Annotated in this window: 26 protein-coding genes; all 26 read left to right on the top strand. The window is 50.7% G+C overall.

Features of this window, described 5'->3' with window-relative positions; translation table 11 throughout:
• Window positions 1-235: 235 nt before the first annotated feature.
• Window positions 236-601: a RusA family crossover junction endodeoxyribonuclease gene (locus MN084_RS03715; protein WP_330178517.1), complete on the top strand. Its 366-nt coding sequence runs from the start codon at window positions 236-238 to the stop codon at window positions 599-601.
• On the top strand, window positions 594-1,064 hold the full coding sequence (locus tag MN084_RS03710) for a DUF1367 family protein (RefSeq protein ID WP_330178341.1): 471 nt from the start codon (window positions 594-596) through the stop codon (window positions 1,062-1,064). The genes MN084_RS03715 and MN084_RS03710 overlap by 8 nt, the downstream gene beginning before the upstream one ends.
• A gap of 678 nt (window positions 1,065-1,742) precedes the next feature.
• On the top strand, window positions 1,743-2,144 hold the full coding sequence (locus MN084_RS03705) for a 3TM-type holin (RefSeq protein WP_330178340.1): 402 nt from the start codon (window positions 1,743-1,745) through the stop codon (window positions 2,142-2,144).
• Between the two features lie 43 nt (window positions 2,145-2,187).
• Window positions 2,188-2,601 (top strand): glycoside hydrolase family protein, encoded by a 414-nt coding sequence (locus MN084_RS03700; protein ID WP_330178339.1) that lies wholly within the window; start codon window positions 2,188-2,190, stop codon window positions 2,599-2,601.
• Between the two features lie 101 nt (window positions 2,602-2,702).
• A complete protein-coding gene (locus MN084_RS03695; protein WP_241086246.1) occupies window positions 2,703-2,939 on the top strand; it encodes a phage holin family protein in 237 nt (78 codons plus the stop codon).
• A 109-nt stretch (window positions 2,940-3,048) separates the two neighbouring features.
• On the top strand, window positions 3,049-3,561 hold the full coding sequence (locus MN084_RS03690; protein WP_330178338.1) for a hypothetical protein: 513 nt from the start codon (window positions 3,049-3,051) through the stop codon (window positions 3,559-3,561).
• Window positions 3,524-5,509, top strand: coding sequence for a phage terminase large subunit family protein (locus MN084_RS03685; RefSeq protein ID WP_330178337.1), 1,986 nt, complete (start codon window positions 3,524-3,526; stop codon window positions 5,507-5,509). The genes MN084_RS03690 and MN084_RS03685 overlap by 38 nt, the downstream gene beginning before the upstream one ends.
• 24 nt (window positions 5,510-5,533) lie before the next feature.
• Window positions 5,534-5,731 carry a gpW family head-tail joining protein gene (gene gpW, locus MN084_RS03680; RefSeq protein ID WP_330178336.1) on the top strand — a complete coding sequence of 66 codons (198 nt, stop codon included), beginning with the start codon at window positions 5,534-5,536 and terminating at the stop codon, window positions 5,729-5,731.
• Between the two features lie 3 nt (window positions 5,732-5,734).
• Window positions 5,735-7,321 (top strand): phage portal protein, encoded by a 1,587-nt coding sequence (locus tag MN084_RS03675; protein WP_330178335.1) that lies wholly within the window; start codon window positions 5,735-5,737, stop codon window positions 7,319-7,321.
• 59 nt (window positions 7,322-7,380) lie between these two features.
• A complete protein-coding gene (locus MN084_RS03670; RefSeq protein WP_330178334.1) occupies window positions 7,381-8,691 on the top strand; it encodes a S49 family peptidase in 1,311 nt (436 codons plus the stop codon).
• Window positions 8,692-8,724: 33 nt separating this feature from the next.
• Window positions 8,725-9,084 carry a head decoration protein gene (locus MN084_RS03665; RefSeq protein WP_330178333.1) on the top strand — a complete coding sequence of 120 codons (360 nt, stop codon included), beginning with the start codon at window positions 8,725-8,727 and terminating at the stop codon, window positions 9,082-9,084.
• A 34-nt stretch (window positions 9,085-9,118) separates the two neighbouring features.
• Entirely contained in the window at window positions 9,119-10,126 is a 1,008-nt protein-coding gene (locus MN084_RS03660) for a major capsid protein (RefSeq protein WP_330178332.1), read from the top strand.
• A gap of 69 nt (window positions 10,127-10,195) precedes the next feature.
• Window positions 10,196-10,594, top strand: a complete 399-nt coding sequence (locus MN084_RS03655) for a hypothetical protein (protein ID WP_330178331.1) — start codon at window positions 10,196-10,198, stop codon at window positions 10,592-10,594.
• A complete protein-coding gene (locus MN084_RS03650; RefSeq protein WP_330178330.1) occupies window positions 10,584-10,928 on the top strand; it encodes a hypothetical protein in 345 nt (114 codons plus the stop codon). The genes MN084_RS03655 and MN084_RS03650 overlap by 11 nt, the downstream gene beginning before the upstream one ends.
• Entirely contained in the window at window positions 10,925-11,743 is an 819-nt protein-coding gene (locus tag MN084_RS03645; RefSeq protein WP_330178329.1) for a hypothetical protein, read from the top strand. The genes MN084_RS03650 and MN084_RS03645 overlap by 4 nt, the downstream gene beginning before the upstream one ends.
• Window positions 11,744-11,794: 51 nt before the next feature.
• Window positions 11,795-12,112, top strand: coding sequence for a head-tail joining protein (locus tag MN084_RS03640; RefSeq protein WP_330178328.1), 318 nt, complete (start codon window positions 11,795-11,797; stop codon window positions 12,110-12,112).
• Window positions 12,109-12,591: a hypothetical protein gene (locus MN084_RS03635; protein WP_330178327.1), complete on the top strand. Its 483-nt coding sequence runs from the start codon at window positions 12,109-12,111 to the stop codon at window positions 12,589-12,591. The genes MN084_RS03640 and MN084_RS03635 overlap by 4 nt, the downstream gene beginning before the upstream one ends.
• Before the next feature lie 21 nt (window positions 12,592-12,612).
• Entirely contained in the window at window positions 12,613-13,401 is a 789-nt protein-coding gene (locus MN084_RS03630; RefSeq protein WP_330178326.1) for a phage tail tube protein, read from the top strand.
• Window positions 13,402-13,412: 11 nt separating this feature from the next.
• The gene (locus MN084_RS03625) at window positions 13,413-13,823 is read left to right on the top strand and encodes a DUF6631 family protein (RefSeq protein ID WP_330178325.1); all 411 of its coding nucleotides are present in this window, start codon (window positions 13,413-13,415) and stop codon (window positions 13,821-13,823) included.
• Between the two features lie 248 nt (window positions 13,824-14,071).
• The gene (locus MN084_RS03620) at window positions 14,072-14,563 is read left to right on the top strand and encodes a phage tail protein (protein ID WP_330178324.1); all 492 of its coding nucleotides are present in this window, start codon (window positions 14,072-14,074) and stop codon (window positions 14,561-14,563) included.
• Window positions 14,556-16,685, top strand: a complete 2,130-nt coding sequence (locus MN084_RS03615; protein WP_330178323.1) for a phage tail length tape measure family protein — start codon at window positions 14,556-14,558, stop codon at window positions 16,683-16,685. Before MN084_RS03620 ends, MN084_RS03615 begins: the two co-directional genes overlap by 8 nt.
• A complete protein-coding gene (locus MN084_RS03610; protein ID WP_330178322.1) occupies window positions 16,685-17,953 on the top strand; it encodes a hypothetical protein in 1,269 nt (422 codons plus the stop codon). Before MN084_RS03615 ends, MN084_RS03610 begins: the two co-directional genes overlap by 1 nt.
• On the top strand, window positions 17,953-18,867 hold the full coding sequence (locus MN084_RS03605; RefSeq protein ID WP_330178321.1) for a hypothetical protein: 915 nt from the start codon (window positions 17,953-17,955) through the stop codon (window positions 18,865-18,867). Before MN084_RS03610 ends, MN084_RS03605 begins: the two co-directional genes overlap by 1 nt.
• A complete protein-coding gene (locus MN084_RS03600; RefSeq protein ID WP_330178320.1) occupies window positions 18,864-20,546 on the top strand; it encodes a hypothetical protein in 1,683 nt (560 codons plus the stop codon). Before MN084_RS03605 ends, MN084_RS03600 begins: the two co-directional genes overlap by 4 nt.
• Window positions 20,536-21,345 carry a DUF2163 domain-containing protein gene (locus MN084_RS03595; RefSeq protein WP_330178319.1) on the top strand — a complete coding sequence of 270 codons (810 nt, stop codon included), beginning with the start codon at window positions 20,536-20,538 and terminating at the stop codon, window positions 21,343-21,345. The genes MN084_RS03600 and MN084_RS03595 overlap by 11 nt, the downstream gene beginning before the upstream one ends.
• 1 nt (window position 21,346) lies before the next feature.
• Complete coding sequence (locus tag MN084_RS03590; protein ID WP_330178318.1) at window positions 21,347-21,559, top strand: hypothetical protein; 213 nt, start codon at window positions 21,347-21,349, stop codon at window positions 21,557-21,559.
• The last annotated feature ends 135 nt before the right edge of the window (window positions 21,560-21,694 follow it).

The following is a 21,694-nucleotide window of genomic DNA, read 5'->3' as shown; positions in this document are numbered from 1 at the left end:
ATCACGTTATGGTCAATGGGCGGCCGGTCACGATGATTAGCAAAAAAGGGCGGGAGTTCAGAAAAGTAACGGCAATCGCCATTCTGGGGCAGGTGGCTGTGCTAAATAGGCCGTCAGACCGTCTCACTGCGCACGTACTGGCATATTTACCAGGCAGGCATACCAAGATAGCCATAAGGTCATTTTTGACTCTCTCGCATCATCCCAGGCCGCGTTGTCAGATGCCGGGGGCGAAATGACGTTCTACCGAAAATACGACATAAACCCACAAGCAAAGCCACGCATGACAAAGCGCGATAAGTGGGCAAAGCGTCCAGCCGTGCAGCGATATCACGCATTCAAGGACGAGATCAGGTATCGGAAAGTGAAATTACCAGAATCTGGATGGCATGTTGTGTTTCAGATTCAGATGCCTAAATCATGGGCTAACAAAAAACGCCTTCAGATGGCAGGAAAACCTCACCAAGTTGTACCAGATAAAGATAATCTAGAAAAAGCCCTGCTTGATTCTCTCTTCCTTGACGATTGCCGTGTATGGGACGGAAGAGTAACGAAGATTTGGGGATGGAAAGGCGTGATATGGATTTGTGAGAATGCCTGAAGCTCTTCTCTCAAAAACACCCGATGGATTCATCCCGTTATCAGATGAGGATAGCGAGGCCATGCGCCGGGTGAAAATAGGTGAGGTTATCCGGGTGAGATGGACCAAGCCCAGGAACCTGAGGTTTTTCCGAAAATGGTGGGCACTGGTCAATTTCGCGTTCGATCACTGGGAAACGGGAGAGCTGGTAGACCCGAAACTAAAGGGAATTTTCCCGGAAAAGAATATGGAGCGCTTCAGGAAAGATCTGACGATATTGGCCGGGCACTACGATTCATTTTACCGGATAGACGGCACGGTCAGGATAGAGGCCAAGAGTATATCGTTTGCTCAGATGAAAGAGGGGGATTTCGACAAATTTTATTCAGCAACGATTGACGCAATACTAAAATATATCCTCACTAATTATCAGCGTGAGGATCTGGAACAGGTTGTAGAGCAGTTGTTGGCGGGGTTCGGATGAGAAGAATTACGCCCATCAGAAAAAGTGCCAGAGGGCGTGAATGTCAAATACGCATCCCTGGGATTTGCTCACTCAATTCTGGCTGTTTCAGGGGTATTTGAGTGAAAAATGACTTCACCGAAAGATGGCTGATTGACTGGAGTATTTGGTATTCCCAGTGGATAGAGCGATCCTCCATCGGCTACCCCTCCAGCACTCTAGAGCACAGAGCTGCATATGGACCTGGGAGTAGTGGCGTACCTAGCTGTATCGTGCCGAAAATTGATAAACCATGGCATGTGGGGATAGTAGACCGGGTCATTGTCGGATCAGACAAAATGACAAAAGAGGTGATTTATTGGCGATATCAGTTTCATGTGCCAATGATAAAATTAACTGAAAAGCAAAGGGAACTATGTTGTCTACTGACAACAGGAAGATCGTCGTCAACATATCGAAGAAAGATCAGGAGAGTGAAGGACAGGATCAAACATGCAAGGCTTCGGAAAGATTTTCATTTGTGATAGCCGATCGGCCGAAGATACCCAGGCCGCGAAAGCGATCCATAGCGTTGATATTGACCGAAAAATGGAGTAATATTAGTATTGTGTAGTATTGTCACTGAATAGATATCATATAAACCCGCTCAGCGTTTTGAGGCGGGTTTTTTATTGCCCGAAATAAAGTGAGGAAAAATGGATGATCGGTTTAGCTGCATTACTAGGCCCAGTGATTAACACACTGATCGACCGACTTATTCCAGACAAAGCTGAGGCGGATAAGGCTAAGCTTGAGATGGAGAATAAGCTGGTCGAGACCGCTAACCAGGTGAATCTGGCTCAGATCGAGGTCAATAAAGCCGAGGCTGCTCATCGGACGATATTTGTTGCAGGCTGGCGACCAGCGCTTGGTTGGGTTTGCGCCGCCGGATTTACTTGGGCGTTTGTTGGCGCTCCTATCGCTGAATGGATAATGGCAATACAGGGCATCAATGCGGAACTCCCTGTTATCAATACTGACATCCTGTTAGAGCTGGTTTTTGGCATGCTTGGATTAGCCGGACTGCGCTCGTGGGAGAAAAGCAGGGGTCTAACAAAATGATCAGGCGGATCATCAATACAAACAAAAAGCTCATTACAATTACATGAATGTACTTGAAAGACAGATCATCAGACACGAAAAACAGGAGTTGCATCCCTATCGTGACAGCGTGGGGAAATTGACAATTGGCATCGGGCGAAACCTGACAGACAACGGCATAACAGAAGAAGAAGCCATTTATCTCATGCGGAATGATATTCGTCAGTGCTATGACGAATTAGAGGCGAGATTCTGCTGGTTCAACGATTTGGATATCGTCAGACGTAATGTTCTGCTGAATATGTGTTTCAACATGGGGCTGCCTGTTCTAACTGGATTTAAAAAGATGTTGGCTGCAATAGAGATCCAGGATTGGAATACGGCGGCTGTAGAGATGATTGATTCAAAATGGTCGGCCCAGGTAGGTATTAGGGCTGATGAACTCGTGGTTCAAATGAAAACAGGGCGGTATCAATAACGGAGAACAATAGTGGGAGAACCATGCCGAATACAGATCCAACGTCATATTCAGCAATTACGTACCTATGGGTTGGTGGGCTCGCTGCATGGGGAGGGCTGGTGAACTATATCAGTAAGGCCAGAGAAGAAAGATCAAGACGATTTTCGATTATGGAACTCGGCGGAGAACTGGTCACCTCTTCGTTCGCTGGCGTAATCACATTCTGGATGTGTGAGATATCAAATATTGATGCGCTGTTCTCCGCTGTGTTGATTGCTATATCAGGGCACATGGGGGCCAGAGCGATCAACCTATTCGAGGCTGCGCTTGAAAGGCGGTATGGAAAGAAAAAGTAAATGGGTCCTTCCCAAGGATGCCGGAATATACGAGTAACAACGGCGCAGGTTTTGCGCAGATGAACAGCTCTATGGGGGGTTGTTATTATTCTCTCACTGGTGATCACTGATGTTTGATTGTCTCGACAAGCCTGCTACCCAGACCGGATTCGGTCGCCTGGTTGGAATAACCCAGCAGGCCGTGAGTCAGCATCAGGGTAAGGGAACGATTCCAAAAAACGGTTCATACATTATCTGTCTACTGGCGTATATCGAGCATTTGCGAAAAGAGGCCTCCGGTAGGGGAGGAAATGAACAGGAAGCTCTTGCTAGGGCTCGGACGCGGCTGGCTGAGATTGATGCGGATAATAAAGAATTGCAGTTTCATCTGGCTGTGAAAAACCTTATTCCGGTTCAGGAGATTGAACCCATCTTGAGTAGTTGGGCAATGTCCGCCCGTTCCGAATTTATGCATGCACTGGAGAGGATCATTGCCGGGATAGAGACTAAACACGGTATTACTGTGGACCCGGAATTAATTGATGAACATACATCCGCTGCCTTCGAATCTATTGCTGCTTACCCAACATTCGCTGCACAGAGTGATGATGAGGGTGACGGAGAGATGGATACCGCCGCCTGACATTCCAACCCGGCAGTGGGCAAAAGAGTATTTCAGATTACCGGAAGAGGGTGCAGATCTTCCAGGTTGCTATAACCCGGACTACGTACCCTATCTCTGGGGAGTTTTCCATGCTCTGGATGATCCTGATGTTCGTGTGGTTGTTTTGCAAAAAGCTGCCCAGATTGGGTGGACGTTCGGACTGATTGCGTTTCTCGGGAAACGGATCACCTGCATGCCGTCAGCTATCCTGATGATGTTCCCAAAAGAGGGTGCCGGACGGGAATTTGAGGACGAGAAGCTGACGCCATCGGTGAAGGCGACGCCAGCTCTTTCGGCAGTAATGGATGTCAGCACCAGCCGCAAAGCTGGTAATCGCGCCATGCACAAAAAGTTTGTAGGCGGTTTTCTCAAATTGGTTGGGTCAAACTCAGCCAGCAGTGTGAAATCTACGCCGTGTCCGCTGGTGATTGTTGAGGAGCCAGACGATACGAGTGACAACGTAAAGGATCAGGGCGATGCAATCCGGTTGGCAAAAGAGCGGCTGAAGCGGTTTCGGCGCAGCAAAATGGTATTGGGTGGAACGCCGGCGGTCAAAGGGTTGTCCCGTATTGAGGAGAATATCAACATCTCCGATCAACGGGTATTGCCGATTGCCTGCCATGACTGTGGCGATGTGCACGTACTCGATTTTGAACACGTCAAATGGTTGGAAAAAGAGAGCGGGCCAGAACATCCGGTTTTTGGTCGTGCTGATCCTGACTCAGCCGTGTATGTCTGCCCGCACTGTGGATCGGCGTGGGATGACTGGAACCGCCAGCAGAATGTTTTGAATACCTGCCGTGCCGCTGATGAAGCGGATGATCCCTGGTGTGGTTGGGTTCCAACGGTGGAAACCTCTGGCAATGTGGTGGGTTTTAAAGAGCTGAATGAGCTCTACGTCTGCATGCCTGGCACCCGGCTTGCTGATGTGGTGCGTGATTACCTGGAGGCTGAGCATGATGCGGCGAATGGTGATGAGTCGGCCCGCATCGTATTTCAGAACAGTAAACTTGGTCGCCCATATGAGTATAAAGACGAGCAGGCCGACAAATCGGTTCTGCGCGATGCAGCACAAAACTATCCGGAGATGGTTGTTCCCGATGGCGGTCTGCTAATCACCGCCAGTATAGATGTTCAGCATGATCGTCTGGCTCTGATTATTCGGGCGTGGGGTCGGGGGGAAGAGAGCTGGCTGCTGACCTGGCGCGAATTGATGGTTGACAATACGGCGGTTGATAAAAATGATGCTGTGTGGAACGCACTGGATGAGGTTGTGTTTTCAGTAATTCCGCATACCAACGGTCAACAGATGTTTGTCTCTGCCGTGTCGATTGACTCGTCGGATGGGCAAACGAATGACGCTGTTTATCATTGGGTGCGGACCCGGCAGAAAAGGCGCAGTAGTGTATTAATCATGGCGGTAAAGGGGTCCAGCATGCAGCAGGATCCAGAGATATTCAGTACGCCTCGGGCGAAATCAATTGACCATCGAAACCCCAATCGGCAAACGAAAGCGGATCGTCACGGCGTCAAAGTTTATATGGTCGGGACAAATAAGGCCAAGGATTGGCTGGCCGGCCAACTGAATCTGGAGGCATCCGGCGGCGGACGATTTCATTATTTTGCTGATGTGAGAAATGATTATTTCAAACAGATAACCTCCGAGGTGAAAGCGCCGCATCGGAGTATCCGAGGCCGCCGGGTGTGGCAGAAAAAGAGCGGCCGCCGCAACGAGGTTTTAGACTGTGAGGTGTACGGTTTACACGCAGCAAGGGCGTTGCGAGTTCACCTGATGACACCTGAAAAATGGGATAATTTGGAACACGATTTAATGCAGTCTGATCTTTTTACAGGGCACCAGTCGCCAGAGAATACGCCGCGCAAAAAACGCGACCGAGGGGCACTGGCCAACAAATTGAATAGGTAATTTATGATGGATTGTGTAACGCGGTTGTCTGAGGCAAAAACAGCACTGCATAACCTGCAGATGGGCGAGAGCATAGTCAGTGTGAGTTACAACGGGAGACTGACTACCTATACCCCGGCAGATATGGACAAACTGAGCGCCTATATCAGTAGGTTGGGCGTTGAATGCGATGAGAGTAGCACCGGTGCTGGCCGCCGTGGCGCGATTATGTTCAGGGACTAATCAATGACAACATCAGTAACGACCAATAACAAAAATGGTGATGTTCATCTGCTGGATGCCAGCGGCCGCCCAATGGTGATGGGGAATGCACATCGTGGTGCTCGATATGAGCGGGAAATGATGTCGTGGTCGCCACAGTTGCGTTCTGCTGATGCAGACCTGCTGCCAGATATGAAAACGTTGGTCGCCCGCTCCTATGATTTGGCGCGGAATTATCCGATGGCCTCTGGTGGCATCCAGATCCATCTGGATAATATTATTGGTGCAGGTCTTCGGCTATCTGCAAAACCTGATTATCGTGCGCTCGGTCAGGATGCCGAATGGGCTGCTGAGTGGTCCCGCCGCTATGTTGAACCGAAATTCCGGCTGTGGTCAGAAGACCCGGGGTGCTACATTGATGCGGCACGCCGATTAACGATGGCCTCAATGTTGGGACTGGGATATCGCCAGTTTTTAATGGCGGGAGACATCCTGGGTACTGCCGAATGGTTGCCTGGTCGCGGAAATCGTTATTCAACCGCAATCCAGATGGTTGAGCCTGCACGACTGAGCAATCCTGTAGGCAGGTTTGACAGCAACCGTTTACGTGCCGGTGTAGACCTGGATCGGATGGGCGCTGCCCGGGGCTACCACATACGTTCCGCGATGCAAAGTGACAGTCGATTTGCCGGTGCGGAGACACAGACCTGGAAACGTGTTCCACGAGAAACTCCCTGGGGGCGCACGCAAGTTATTCATATTTTTGAGCAGGAACGTGCTGGGCAGACGCGTGGAAAAACAGGACTGGCAACAATTATCGCCAACAGTTTCAAGCTGGGAAAATTCCAGGATATCAGCATGGAAGCGGCCACGGTCAATTCAATGTTCGCCGCAACCATCGAGACTGAATTCAATTATGCCCAGGCGGCTGAGGTTATGGGCAACGATGATGCAATTAAAGTTGCCGATGGCCTTATTGACGCCATGGGTGATTTTCATAGTGCAAAAACGGTCAAGATGGACGGGGTAAAGGTGCCGCATCTGTATCCCGGCGAGCGGTTGAATATGTCGTCTGTCAATCATCCAGGGCCAAATTTCGCGGAGTTTGAAAAAAGTTTTTTGAGGAATCAGGCTGCCGGGTGGAATTTGACGTATGAGCAGCTCGCGCGGGATTACTCAGAAACAAACTACAGCGGTGCTCGCGCAGGATTGCAAGAGGTGTGGAAATTTTTTAATGGTCGCCGTCAATTGATCGGTGGCCGATTTGCATCGAGTATTTATGAACTATGGCTCGAAGAGGCGATTGATAAGGGCGACGTGCCACTCCCGCCCGGCGGCCCGGATTTTTATGAGGCAAAAGCAGCCTATTGTAGATCGCGATGGATCGGCCCAGCTAAAGGGCAAATAGACCCGCTGAAAGAAAATAAATCAGATGATCTGGAAATGGACATGGGGACGCTAACGCTAGAGGATGCCTGCGCTGCCCGTGGTAAGGACTGGGAGGAAAATTTAGAACAGATCTCCCGCGAGAAAAAACGCATGTCTGAGCTGGGACTAAACCGTGCTGACATACGCGGCTACCAGACACCGGAACAACCATTGCAGGAATAACGGTAGAAATTACCCGACCAACAGGGCACCACAGGTGCCTTTTTTATTGGATAAAAAATATGGATCTGACACACATCGCATCGCGTATTTTCAATACGCCGCTGTTGGTTCATCCCGGCAAACTGGATGCCATTGTTTATGGGCTCCAGGATCGGCTAGGCGTACATACGAGTAAACCTATGCCTGGGATGTTTACAACTGACGCTGGAAAGAGAAAAGACCCTGGGTATCGTGTCATTGGAAAAGTTGGTGTGCTTGATATTTTTGGGGTAATGGCACATCGGGGAGGAATGGCTGCTGACTCCTCCTGGGTGCTGGGTTATCAAGGGATTTCCCGGATGCTGACCGGTGCAAAAAATGACAGTCAGGTCGAGTGTATTGTGATGAATTTCGACAGTCCTGGCGGTGAAGCGTCGCCGGTTCCAGAGCTGGCTGATCAAATTCGCGAGATAGCCAGCAACATTAAACCGGTGCATGCAATCGCCTCATGCCACATGCATTCGGCGGCTATGTGGTTGGGTGCAGCGGCCAACAGTATCTCGATCACACGAATGGGCTACGCGGGATCTATCGGCGTTGTCCTACGCCATGTGGATATGTCTAAAAAGCTAGAAAAAGCCGGTCTTTCGGTTACCCATATTTACGCGGGTGATCACAAAATAGACGGCCATCCATACGCTGCACTGCCTGATGATGTACGTGAGGATCTACAGAAAGAGATTGATACTATTTACGGCATGTTCGTCACATCGGTAGCTCAATACCGCAATATTTCAGAGGAGCAGGTGCGCGATACCGAGGCGCGGTCATTCATGGGGCTGGAGGCAGTAGCAGCAGGGCTAGCTGATCGCACCGAGACACCGGACCACATGATAGCCCGATTGAACAAAGGATTTTCAACCACCGCCAATTCGGCGCGTATTTTTACAACAAATGAGGACAAAGGCATGACCAAGGAAAAAACGCCGGATACACCGGTAGAAAAAACTGAACAGCAAGCGGCGATTGATACCCCTAAGGTTATCGCAACTGATTCTAAAACCACCATCACCACTGAGGATCTGTCTCAGGCTGTGGCGGATGTCCGTGTTGAGGAGCGTACGCGGTTTGCAACAATTATGTCGAGCGAGGCAGCGAAGGGGCGCACTGCCTCGGCGGTTAGCCTGGCGACCAAAACCGACATGAGTGTGAATGACGTGCTCGGCATGCTGGCTGAGATGCCGGCCCGGATTCATGGAAGCGGAAAATTGGATGAGGCCATGGCGAACATTGATCAGCCTGGTATTGGATCTGAGGGTGAGGGTGAGGGTGAGGATTCCCAATCAAGCACCATTCTCAGAAACTACAAAACGGCTACCGGCCGTAAATAGTAGCAATAACGTTTAACGAAGAGGAAAAATCTGATGATTGCAGAAAGCAACGTAGAAACTGTTGTTTACGATAATCTTATTGCCGGTAGCGTTCCACAGATCGCAACTGATGATGAAACCCTGATCACTGGTCAGAACCTGTCACGTGGCGCATTGGTCGGCCGCATCACCGCCAGCGGAAAAATTACCGAGTGCGACAATGCCGCGTTAAATGGCAGCGATGTGCCGCTCGGCATCATGGTACATCCAGTGAATGCCACTACAGCCGATAAAACCTGCCAGATTTACGTGGCAGGCGCGTTCCATTCCGACGAACTGACCTGGCATGCCAGTTTCGATACCGATCCGGAAAAACTAGCCGCTTTCGATGGCACCGCCATCGTTCTTCGATAATTCATCCAAGAGAAATAATAGAGGATTCTGAACCATGAATGCTTACGATACAGACACCCTCCTGGGTGTAGTCCGTGAACTCGATCCGTTTGAGCCGTTCCTGCTGAATACGTTTTTTCAGCAGGAGGTCAACTTCGATACTGCAAAAATCGACTTCGATCAGGTGGCTGAGGATACCACCCTGGCACCGTTCGTTAGTCCGCTGGTAGCAGGTAAGGCGAACAAAGCCATCGGTGGCGAGGTGCGCAGTTTCAGGCCTGCATATGTCAAGCCGAAAGATATTGTGGATCCGGAGCGTATTCTAACCCGCCGCCCGGGTGAGGCCATTGGTGGTGGTATGAGTGCCGGTGCCCGCCGTGACGCCATTATTGCCGACATCCTGGATATGCAACGAAAAAAAATCATGCGCCGCAAAGAGTGGATGGCGGCACAGGGACTGCTGACGGGAAAAGTTGTGGTAGAGGGTGATGATTATCCCTCCGCTGAAGTGGATTTTCAGCGCGCCGCCGGCAACACGATTACCCTCACAGGACAGAACGTCTGGAGTGATACGGATAATGCCCAGCCGCTGAATCAGATCGAGGATTGGAACGACCTATCAGAAGCGCCGATCACTGAGCTGATAATGGACTCCAGCGCGTACAAATTGTTGATCAAATTCCAGTCTGTTAAAGATCTGCTCAATACGCGTCGGGGGGATAACAGCAGCATCAACATAGGCCCTGGAAATGAAAAATGGGTGCAGTTTAAGGGCTATCTCGGGGACTATCGGGTTTGGGTTTATAAAGGATATTACACCGACGATATGGGGGCAAAACAGAATTTCATCCCCGTGAACACCGTACTTGCCGCTTCTGCTGCAGTCGATGGAGTTCGTGCTCACGGCGCGATTCTGGACGGTCAGTCTGGTTATCAGGCACTGTCATTATTCCCCAAAAATTGGGCGCAGGAGGATCCTGCGGTGGAATACGTAATGACGCAATCGGCACCGTTGATGGTCCCCTCGCGGCCCAATGCGTCACTGGCTATTACGGTCGCTTAATGTAGATTGTCTATGCCTCGCAGGTGCAATTTATGCTGATCTGCGGGGCAGCAATCGGAGAATACAACCGTGAAAACATTGATATTGACCGGTCTGGTGCTAACCACTGTGAATCGAGAATCTTTCAACTTAGGTGCAGGAACTGATATAGATCGCATTGAACTGCCCGATGAGAAATACGGACTCACTGAAAAGGATGTCGAGAGAATTGTTCGGTCTTGTGTTGGTAGGGTTGAGAGTTCACCGGGACCCCGCGAAGAAACATTTGTGCCACTGCATTTATCCAAATTGGTGGATGCTATATATCAGATGGATACCGAAAATCCAAAACATTGGATCGGCGATGGTAAACCCGATATAGCATCATTAGAAAAAATTACTGGCGGTCAGATAACTGCCGACGACCGAAATAATGCATGGAAGTATTTCCTGATGCTAGCCGACCAGAATGAGGTAAATGGAGGATAATAAAATGGCATTTCCTACTTTTAATAAAATTACAGGTCGAGCGGAGTATCAGGTTACCGTGCTCAGCGGCACCACCTGTGAACCTGTTTTTTTGCGCAGGGAGTTCGATAGTTGTTGCACCGTTGCCATCGGGCCATCTGGCACGGCAACGGTGCAGTTTACTCTGTCACCAGAGGCAAACGTGATTGCTGATGCTGATGGCGAAAATGTTAACTGGAAGAACTGGTATTTGGGCGATGTAACCTCATTCGAGGCGGCGACTATCGTCGGAAAAATTACTGCGGTAAGAGCAATATCAACCACCGGTGATGCTGTTTTTGAGGTTCAGGCGTGACCCTCCAGCTACCTGTGACCGGTGCGGTTACAAAACGCGTCATCTGGCCGGTGGATATATCGGGTAACAGTGCGGCAGTACCAACAGTCGATCGATTAATTACCAGTAATACCGCACCAACTATTACAGGTACAGCGGATCTGGGAACAGGGGGGGTATTAACTGTAATAGTTGGAATTTACATTTATGAAAATGTAGCGACTGATTCAACCGGTAAATGGAGTGTCGATACCGCAACTTCCATACCAAAAAATTTAACTGAGGCTGCGACAAATGTGTTTGATGACCCATTGGTTGTTGGAAAAATATTTAGCTTCACCCTGCACTATTTCGAGTTTTCTGAAAATATAAACTCCACTTTGCCACCTGGATTTAAATCAGGTAACACTGTATGGGTTTCGTCTCCTCTACCCAGCGGTGCAAGTTACACGTCAGGCATACAATTTAGACTGACAAACACTAATGTAGGCATTAAGGTTGAGATGTTGCAATCTCGTTACGCAAATGGTACGCGCACTTACGTATTTAGTGATAGCAATCTAGGAGACCGCGATAGTGCTGTTACGAGTTATCCATACGGGGGTGGTAGTGATTATCAGAACGGCATCGGGGTTAGCAAATTTACAATTGGCGGACAAACAAGACCAGGATACATCGGTGATAAAGGTGACCATGAAACGTTGCCGATATGGTGCAGCATAGCTAACACTGTAATCCCAGATCTTGACGTAACGGCAACGGTGACAGATGCGAATGGGAATAGTGTAACGGATAGAACCACTAATGAAATCACGTTCGACGCACCGGCCCCGTGAGCAATTCCTGATGTTCTGCCTGGATGAGCCGTTTTGGCATGGAGATGATCGATGAATTTTAATGAAGTTGCTCAGAAATCAGCCGAAATCTGTTTCAAAAGACTGGGATCAACGGCTATATATACGCCTGATGATACCGGTATACCTGTTGATTGTACGGTGATAGTTGATAGAGATCGTACCGTTTTCACGGATGGATTTGAATCACACGTCAGCGGGGAAATCATCGTTATCGCATCATTGATCTCAGAGATAGGCGAGCCAAAAAAACGCGATACGTTTACTGCCGACGGCACAACCTGGCGGGTTGAAGGTCGTAGTCCAGACACGCCGGATGACGGTATTGAAACCAGGGTGATTGTGAAATGACCACCACTATTGATCAGTTAATAGTTGATGTTTTTGCTGCCCGCCTTGCGCTGATAACCATAGCAAACGGCTATACCTCATCCGCTGGCGAAAACCTGCATGCAGATAATTTGTCATCCGATGCCGATCTGGACAGTTTTCCACGATTGATTTATGGAGACCCGACTGAGGAAACGCTGGAGATGTACTCAGAGAGCACGGGCAGGAACGCGTTGACACTAACAGCAACAATGCACGATAAAATCCCGGATGGTTATATAGCCGGGTCTGTTGCCAGACGACATGTGGGCGATATCAAAAAAGCAGTTGTTCAAGGTACGCGGCGTTTTGATGGACTGCTGTTTGAGGAGGTGGTTTATGCCGGTCGCATCATCGATCTACCGGAGACCGGCGAGAGCACGGTGAGCGTTGAGGTCAGTTTTACAGCAACATATATCGAAAATATCGGTGATCCGTACACCGTACTAACAAACCCGTAATAGCTAAATAGGAGTGATGCCATGATTCCGCAGACAGATAGTCTGGATATTGTACTAGGCGCAGGATATGTCTACTTTGAGGAAAATAACGGTGCCGGTGATCTGGGCGGCGGTGCTGTATATAAATCTCTGAGTAAAACCCTCTCGGTCACCTGTGCAGTAGAAAAAGTTGAGGTCAATGGAGACGGTCCTATATCTGAAACTATTCTCAGCATCACCAAAAAAGTGACTCGAAGTGGTAACCTGATTCTGCTGAATCAGAACGGCGAAAATCTGGCCACGTATCTGATGGGTGCCATCTCCACGGTCACTCAAACAGCAACGCCGGTAGTTGATGAAACTATCGGTGGCGTTAAACAGGATAACTACTACAAACTCGGGCGTAGTCTCTCAAATCCGACAGGTGTCAAGGGCCTTCAGATTGTTAGCGTGACAGATGATGTGCCGAGTGCGGCATTTACAGTCGATGACGATTACGTGATTTATCCTGATGAGGGAATGATCTACATCGTCCCTGGTGGGGATATTGCTGACAATACCAATTTGTTGGTTGATTATACCCCGACGGCAAATACTCGTAATCAGGTTATCAGTAACGATACCGGTGCAAAACACGGCGAGTTAACGTATGTTGAGGACAACACATCCGGGCCTAATAAAATCTGGACATTCCCTCTGGTTGAATTGTCTCCTGGGGGTGATTTAGCGTTGAATGATCGGGATAACGTGCGCGAGATACAATTTACCATCAGCATTGAAACCCGTGAGGGATTTGAACAGGTTTATGTTGATAGCACTCCAGCAGATTAACGGGTGACGAAATGACAGACGAGGCAGAAATTCTCTACCCTGATAAAACCATTCAGATCGGCGGACGAGAGGTTACCATTCGCGAGTTTTCATTTCGCGATGGGCTTGATCTCGGTCCAATGATTGCGGGACTGATGGCCGTATTGGATAAAACGGTTGGCGATGGTTCGGACCTGTCCGGGCTGTTCGACGCGCTCTATCAGTACCCGGATGTGTTGGAGCATATGCTACTGAAAAGTACCTGCCAGGATAAAACATGGCTGGATGGGCTGTGTTCCGCTGACGGAGATATGCTAGTGATGACGTTCTGGGGGGTGAACGCCGGTTTTTTTACCAGACGTTTAGCAACGCGCAGAATGGCGATGCAGGCCGGAAAAAAGGGCGTGGAGATGGCACATCGGAACTCGCCAGCGTCTACCTGACGTTGCTCGCCCATGGGGTGGTTCGGTCAGTTAACGAAGTTGGAAATCTCACGTTGCGCCAGATTCGGTTATTCCATTCAGCGGCTCTCAAACGGGAAAACCGCCAGCGAGTTGACCGTATTGTGGATGTTAATGCTGGTTTTGCCGGTGGCAAAGGTTCCCAGCAATTAATAGAAAAATTACTTAATCCATAACTCATGCTATCGATCTCCGTATCTATCAAAAAAGACACCCGCGAGGTGGAGCGTATGCTCAAGAACCTCAAAGGTGGGGCCGACAAGGTAATCACACGCGCCCTGAATAAAACGATAAAACAGGTTGAGTCAGCAGCAGTCAAGGGGATTGCAAAAAATATCCGAGTTACTCAACGAGCCGTGAGGACGAGTATCAAAATAACCCGGGCGCGCTATCGGCAAAAAACCGCTGTTATCACTGTCAGCGGAAAGCGCATGCCGATTATTTTATTGGGTGCCAGGCAGACCCGGCGCGGCGTCACGTACAAGGGCCAGGGTGGACGTAGGAAACTAATCCCCAATGCGTTCATCGCCACCATAAACCGGCATAAGGGGGTATTTAAACGGGTCGGCAGAAAAAAATTGCCGATAGTTGAATTGCGGGGCGTGTCGATTCCCTACGTGTTTCTCCAAAAACATATTCAGCGCGCCATGGATAACGAGGCATCCATCCGGTGGAAAAAAAACCTCGCTCACGAACTGAAATGGTTTATTCGTAATGCCTAATTCAAAAGCAAAATATATTCTCGAAGCTGAAGATCGGACTAAGCTCGGACTCAAGAAAGCCTCGAAAAATTTCAAATCGTTCGGCAGCCGTGTGTCGAAAGTCTCCGGGCTGCTGGCGGCGGTTGGTGCTGGAATGGGGTTCAGTGCGGTCATCGCGGCTACTAAACGCCAGGAACAGGCGATGGCGCAGTTGGAACAGCGGCTAAAATCAACCGGAGGGGTTTCGGGTTATACCGCAAAAGAATTAGAAAAAATGGCCGGTGCACTGCAGAAACTCACAACGTTTGGTGATGAGGCGGTGATGGAGATGCAGTCCCTGCTGCTTACGTTCACCAATGTTCGCGGTGGCGTATTCGAGGATACAACGAAAATCATCCTGGATATGTCGGTTGCTATGAACCAGGACCTCAAAACATCGGCGCTGGCCGTTGGTAAGGCGCTCAATGATCCGGTTAAAGGATTGACGGCACTATCCCGTGTCGGTGTGCAGTTTACCAATAAGCAAAAAGCGGTTATTAAATCCCTGCAGGAAACCGGTGATGTGGCGGGTGCGCAGCGACTTATCCTGCAAGAATTGCAAGTGGAATTCGGTGGTTCGGCGGCGGCCGCCGCTGATACATTCGGCGGTGCCCTAGACCAACTAGGAAATGCGTTCGGTGATTTGTTGGAGCAAAAAGGGGGGCTGAATGATGCGAAATCTGGCATCAAGGAGCTCACTGCAATATTACAGGACCCTGCGATTGTTGAGGGACTGAATAGCCTGATTTCGGGGGCGGCAACATTTGCCGGGTGGATGGCGCAGGCTGTCTCTAGCGCGGTAGAGGTTACTAAATATATCGGTGAGGAGATTGAAGCGAATATCTACGGTGTATCGTACGATGATATTGTCCGTCTGGAGGATCAGGCCGAGAAAATACGCGAATCGCTCGCTGGTGGGTTCTGGTCCTATTGGAACGGCGACGAACAGCGTGCCGAATTGAAACTCCTCGAGTCGCAGATAGAGGCGTACTACAACAAACCCCGCCCGCCGCTGATAGAAACACCGAAACAGGATAATCCAACAGGTGCCAGTTACACCGTAAACACCGATGCAGATAAAAATGCAGCGCGTATCAAAAATCAGTTCACTGCAACGCTGACCGCCATGCAGCGCCAGCTCACCATGTTGAACACGACCACCCAACAGGAGCGGGTGCTCTGGGAGATCCAGAACGGTCGCTATGCCAACCTGACCAGTCAGCAACAGAATGCCCTATTGCAGGCGGCTAAAAACATTGACCAACGCAAGGAGACGATTCAGGCACTGAAGGACGAGGCGCTGGCTGCTGACGAGGCAACGAAAAAGCAAGAGGAGTATGACGCTGAACTGGCATCCCAGGCGCAGAAATGGCGCGATCTGGTCAATCCTGTCAATGACATGCAGCGAAATCTGGAGGAGCTTGATCTTCTTCTGGAGAAGGGAAAAATTTCTTGGGAGACGTATGGCGATGCCGTTTTTCATGCTATGGACGGCATGAGTGATTCAACTGATATCGCAGGTGATGAAATGGATCAATTCGCCATTCAGGCGGCCCGTGAGATGCAAAATTCATTTTCCGATTTTCTGTTTGATCCCTTCAATGAAGGGGTGGAGGGAATGCTCCGGGGATTTGTTAAAACCATTCATAAAATGGTATCTGAATTATTGGCACAGCAGATGTTAAGTTCATTTCTTAACAGCATGAAAGGCGTGGGTGGGTGGGTGGGTGTAGCTGCTAGCACTCTGGCGGCCAACGTAAAACACTCGGGTGGGATCGCCGGCAGTGGGCCGACACGTCAGGTGTCGCCGTTGATATTTGCCAACGCCCCGCGCTATCACAGCGGTGGTATTGCGGGACTGCAACCAACAGAGGTTCCCGCGATCCTGCAGCAGGGTGAGGGCGTGTTCACCAAAGATCAAATGGCGGCGATGGATGGCGGAGGTACTGCGTCTCAATCGTCCCAACCATCTCAATCGGTTCGTGTCGTGTTTGTCGATGACCAGCGCGATATTGGAAAATATATGGCGGGAGCTGCCGGTGAGAAAGTTATTCTCAACGTGCTGCAACGTAATGCAGGTGCAGTAAAACAGGTACTAGTCTGATGGCCTATAAAACAGCAATCGCCGACGATTATCGCGATTTGGCGGAACAGGTAAAACAGTTCGCGTGTGGTTATGCGACACACGATACCCCGATATTCACCGGTACGGGTGACGGGACCATCGGCCATACAACCACTGCGTTAAAATCCGGTCGCATCGGCACACACCCAGCGACATTAACCGAGACATGGGTTATTGAGTGTACCGATGCCACGGCCGGGGCAGAGGCGTGGAGTGTGACGGGATCGGTTACCGGGGCATTGGCCGGTGCCACCACCGGCGTGGTGTATACCAGTGGCCAGATTGACTTTAAAATCGCCGCTGGGACCGTCGATTTTGCGCTCAACGATCAGTGGCAGTTTACCACCACCCAAGGACAGTTGACCGCTGATGGCGAGGCATGGTCGCTGGAGGTAGACGAGGGATGGGCATCCGATCACGCTGAACAATACGTCATACTCTGCGGCCCTGGGTCGGCAGGCACGGACGAAATCTACGTCACAATGCGCACATTTGCCGACGATGTAGCGGATTATCACAACCTGCTGTTTTACGGCAGCACCGGCTATATTGCCTCACCCCGACAGTTGATCAACAAATCCACATCTGTTTGCATGCCGTTGTGGAACTCGATCATCCCCTACTGGCTGGCCGTCAATGGTCGGCGCATCGTGCTCTCTGCAAAAATCAGTACGGTCTACACTAGCGCCTATGCGGGATTTATCCTGCCCTATGCGACGCCGACACAATATCCCTATCCGCTGTTGATAGCAGGATCCAGTTATCACTCGCAGGTTCAATGGTCGGACGATAGACGGTATTATCGATCTATCGCCGATCCAGGATCGTCCTCTAGTATTTCAACTGGCCCAGGCGGATATTCATCGATGTATTTATTACACCCCTCCGGCACCTGGTACAACTACGCCAATGCCTATGGCTCCACCGGATCCGTCTATGCTACCAATAGACGTTGTCTGTGGCCAACTAATAAAACCGGGCTTGCAGCATCGTTTAAAGACGAAAATGATATAAAAATCAGGGAGAATCTGGATGGTACGCGGGATCTCTATCCGCTGATTCTCAGCTCCATTGCTAACTATCCCGCCGACAACCTGTGGGGTGAACTGGACGGCTGCTATTGGGTGACGGGTTTTGGCTCATTCTCTGCCGAGGATGTTATCACCATCAACGGCATCAATTATGTCGGATTCCAGAATGTCCACCGCACCGAGTGGTGCAGCTATTGGGCGATGAGGCAACAATAATGGCCTACCAAACAGGAACTTCGACCGATATTTTTGACCTGCTTGATAAAGTCCGGGTGTTGGCGGTGGCCAACGGCTGGGCTCAGGATGGTTGGGACGGGGCCATACTCAATCTGCACAGCGGCAGCACCTATGTGCATTTTTATGCGTCCACTGAGGACACCACGGGTCCAATATTGTATATGCGGGGATCCAGTGGGTTCACTGCCGCCGGGTGGGATGGCCATCCTGACCTGGGTCCTACCGCCGCAACCAATAAATTCAGCGGACCATTTGCAGTTTATTATCTGTTTGTTACTAGCCAATATATTCACGGTGTCGCTCAAAACACCGGTGGCCACTGGAAGCATTTTTCCGCGGGTGAGCTGACTAAAAACAGCACATATAACGGCGGGACCTATATTCAGGGTGTGTGCTGGTATTTCGTCGATAGCGATAGAGCCAATAGTATATACCACAACAGGTTGTTTGATAACAAAAGCAATTACTACTATAGAGGAGTCAATTCTATCTCTGCCGAAATAGAAGGGGTCTATACGTGGTTTCTCAACAGATACGACGTTGAAAACGGCACCAGCGGCCGGTATGTAGAGGGTTATCTGAATACCTCTGTTGACAACAGCGTGACATATGCGGATATCAACACGTTGCTGATCCGTGGTGTCAGCGATTTTAACAATCTGACAACGTTGCACGCCGTGCCTCAGGGAGTCCAGCGCGGATCAGATTATTTTTCCGTAATCGGTCACCCGGAGGATTTCCGGGTGCTCAATATGCAGTATTACAACCCCGGCGATATGATCGTGATCGGGTCGGATGAGTGGCTGCTTTTCCCGATTATCAACAAAATTCAGGGGGACAGCAACACCCCGTACTCGGAGTGGTACGGCTATGCCTATCGCAAACGTCCGTGATCAACCCTCCGCCTATCTATCCGGTTGTCAGTGATCAGCCTGCCGGGAACTTTGTCGCGAACTATGCCTATGATCGAGAGATCAGTCCGCTGGGCGGGGGCGTCTCTGCAGTACCGATTAGCGGACTGGTCACCAGCCACCTGCCGGTAGAAGAAAAGCGATATAGCTATACAGGCGGGTTGTCGCCGTCATTTTCCGCCGATTGGTATCACCGGGTGCATATCAGGCCCAATCCTATAGCCCTGGGGAACCTGCTCTCCGAACAGTCGCGAGATGTAGAGGTGTGGAATGCTCATCTGACAGATCAGTTGCTCAGCAGCATCGCCGCCACGGATACCGAAGGGCTGCAACTGACGGCTCCCTATGCGGCACCTACCACGTTTAAAAACCTGGAGTCCCGACTCTATCAATTGAGTGTGTACACGACCGGGCCGCCGCGGATCGATGCCGATTTTACGTTTAATTTTCCAGCAGAATCTCCGGTATTATCAGTTACAGGTACCCGCATTGTGATTTTTCCGTTCAGACCGAACTGGCGCGATCCGCTCAGTGAGCGTCTGGAGTGGCTGACAGACCTATTACCCAATTACGATGGGACTGAGCAGCGCATCCGGTTGCGCGAGATTCCACGGCGAATATTTGAGTTTCGGATAACGCTCCACGGCATGGATAAACGCCGTTTTGAGGCATTGCTATGGGAGTGGCAGGCCCGTGTCTATGCGCTGCCGATCTGGACCGATCCCGGCCGACTCGATGCCCAGGTGGCTGTGGGATCGGTGCAGTTGAGTGTGTCCACCGACGATCTGGATTATCACGTCGGTGGTTTGGCGATATTGATTAGTGATACTGCCACCGTTGAGGCGGTAGAGATACTATCGGTACAGTCAGACGGACTCACTCTGATGCGCCCATTGTTGGCCAACTGGCCCGCGAACAGCTGCATCTATCCCGCCCGGTCGGCACGGCTGGACGATACCCAGTCACTCAATATTTTTACCAGCGAACTGTCCGAGGCGGTGCTGATATTTCGCGTGGAGGACAACAGCACGATCACGGCGGTAGATAGCCCAACGGTTTACCGCTCCTATCCTGTATTAGAGTCCCCGCCCAATTGGCGGGATAACCTCACCGCTGAATATCAGCGCCAACTCCAGCATTTGGATAATCTCACCGGGATCCGCACGGTAGACGACGAAAGCGGGCGGGCATCGCAGGTGCAGTCCTATCTCTGGACGCGCCAGGGACGGGGCAATATCCGTGCGCTACGCGCCTGGTTGTATGCCCGTGCGGGGCGGGTTAATCCAATCTGGGTATCCAGTTTTCAGGCTGACCTGGTAATGGTTCTGGCAATGATCTCGACCGATACGGTTTTGACGATTGAAAATATCGGCTATACCCGGTATCTAAGACACGCCATTGGCAGACGCGACATTGTTATCCGGTTGCGCGATGGCACTCGGTTGTATCGACGGATTATCGCCGTATCCGAGGTGGACAGCCAAACCGAATGGCTGACGCTGGACAGTGCCGTGGGGCAGGATGTCACCCCCGCCGACGTGGTGATGATCTCGTGGTTGCAACTGACTCGGCTGGAATCCGACGCCGTGGAGCTAACCTGGCATACCCCTGAGCTGGTGGAGTGTCAACATCAGATGAGAGGACTGGCCGATGACGTATGACACGCGTGAAAACTCCAGCTATGCCGGGCAGCCAATCGAGCTGTACGCGTTTCGTCGCGGTGTCACTACCTGGCACTACACGTCGACCGACGTGGCTATTACGCATATGGGTGCAGATTACGCTCCGGTAACGATCTCCCGCACTCGCATCGATCAGGGCGCAGAGATGAATCGAGCCGATCTGTCGTTAACTGTGTCGCGAGATAATCCCGTGGCCACCATGTTTATTGCGCAACCCCCAGGCGAGGTGGTCACACTGACAGTGCTACGCCAACACCGGGGTGATAGTGAGGTTATCGTTCTGTGGATGGGTCGGGTGCTCTCGGTGAAATGGACCGGTTCTCAGGCTGAGCTTAGCTGTGAGCCGGTCGTCACCAGCCTGCGACGGTCGGGTCTGCGCCGACTGTATCAATCCAGTTGCCCACATGTGCTGTATGGCGTGGGCTGCCGGGTCAATCAACTCGGTTATCAAACCAAATCCACGGTCAGCGCCATCAACGGTAATTGGATCTCGGTGCCGGGCTGTGCGAGTCAGGCTGATGGATATTTCGCTGGTGGTTTTGTTTATTGGACCAATGCTGCCGGTGCGGTCGATTATCGAATGATCCTCAGCCATACCACGGACACATTGGAGCTCTCATCCCCGATGCATGAGCTGACGACCGGTGAACAGGTGGATGTCTATCCCGGGTGCAACCACACGTTGAGCCAGTGCGATACCCGTTTTTTGAACTCAGATAATTACGGCGGATTCCCATTTTTCCCCGGGTCCAATCCGTTCAACTCAATGGTGTACTGATATGTTTCAATTTATTTTCTGGATCATCACTACTGCACTCTCGTATATGCTGGCACCAAAACCACCGGTGCCAAAACCGGCCAGCCTGGAGGATTTTGATGCGCCCACGGCGACAGAGGGCCGCGCCGTACCGGTGATTTTTGGCACGGTGACCGTTAAAAGTCCGAACGTTGTCTGGTACGGACATTTAAAAACCGCTCCGAACAAATCCTAGTTGGGGGAAAAATGAGTCAACTGATTGTAACTCACACTGATATGCGTTCAGCGGGTTACTGCAACCGCAGTGCCAGAATCTGGTTTTCTCGTCGCGGGCTGGACTGGGCGCAGTTCCGGCGCGAGGGACTGCCGA

The sequence above is a fragment of the Candidatus Vondammii sp. HM_W22 genome (assembly GCF_022530855.2).
Lineage (GTDB): Bacteria > Pseudomonadota > Gammaproteobacteria > Chromatiales > Chromatiaceae > Vondammii.
This window is presented reverse-complemented; position numbering and strand designations above follow the sequence as displayed.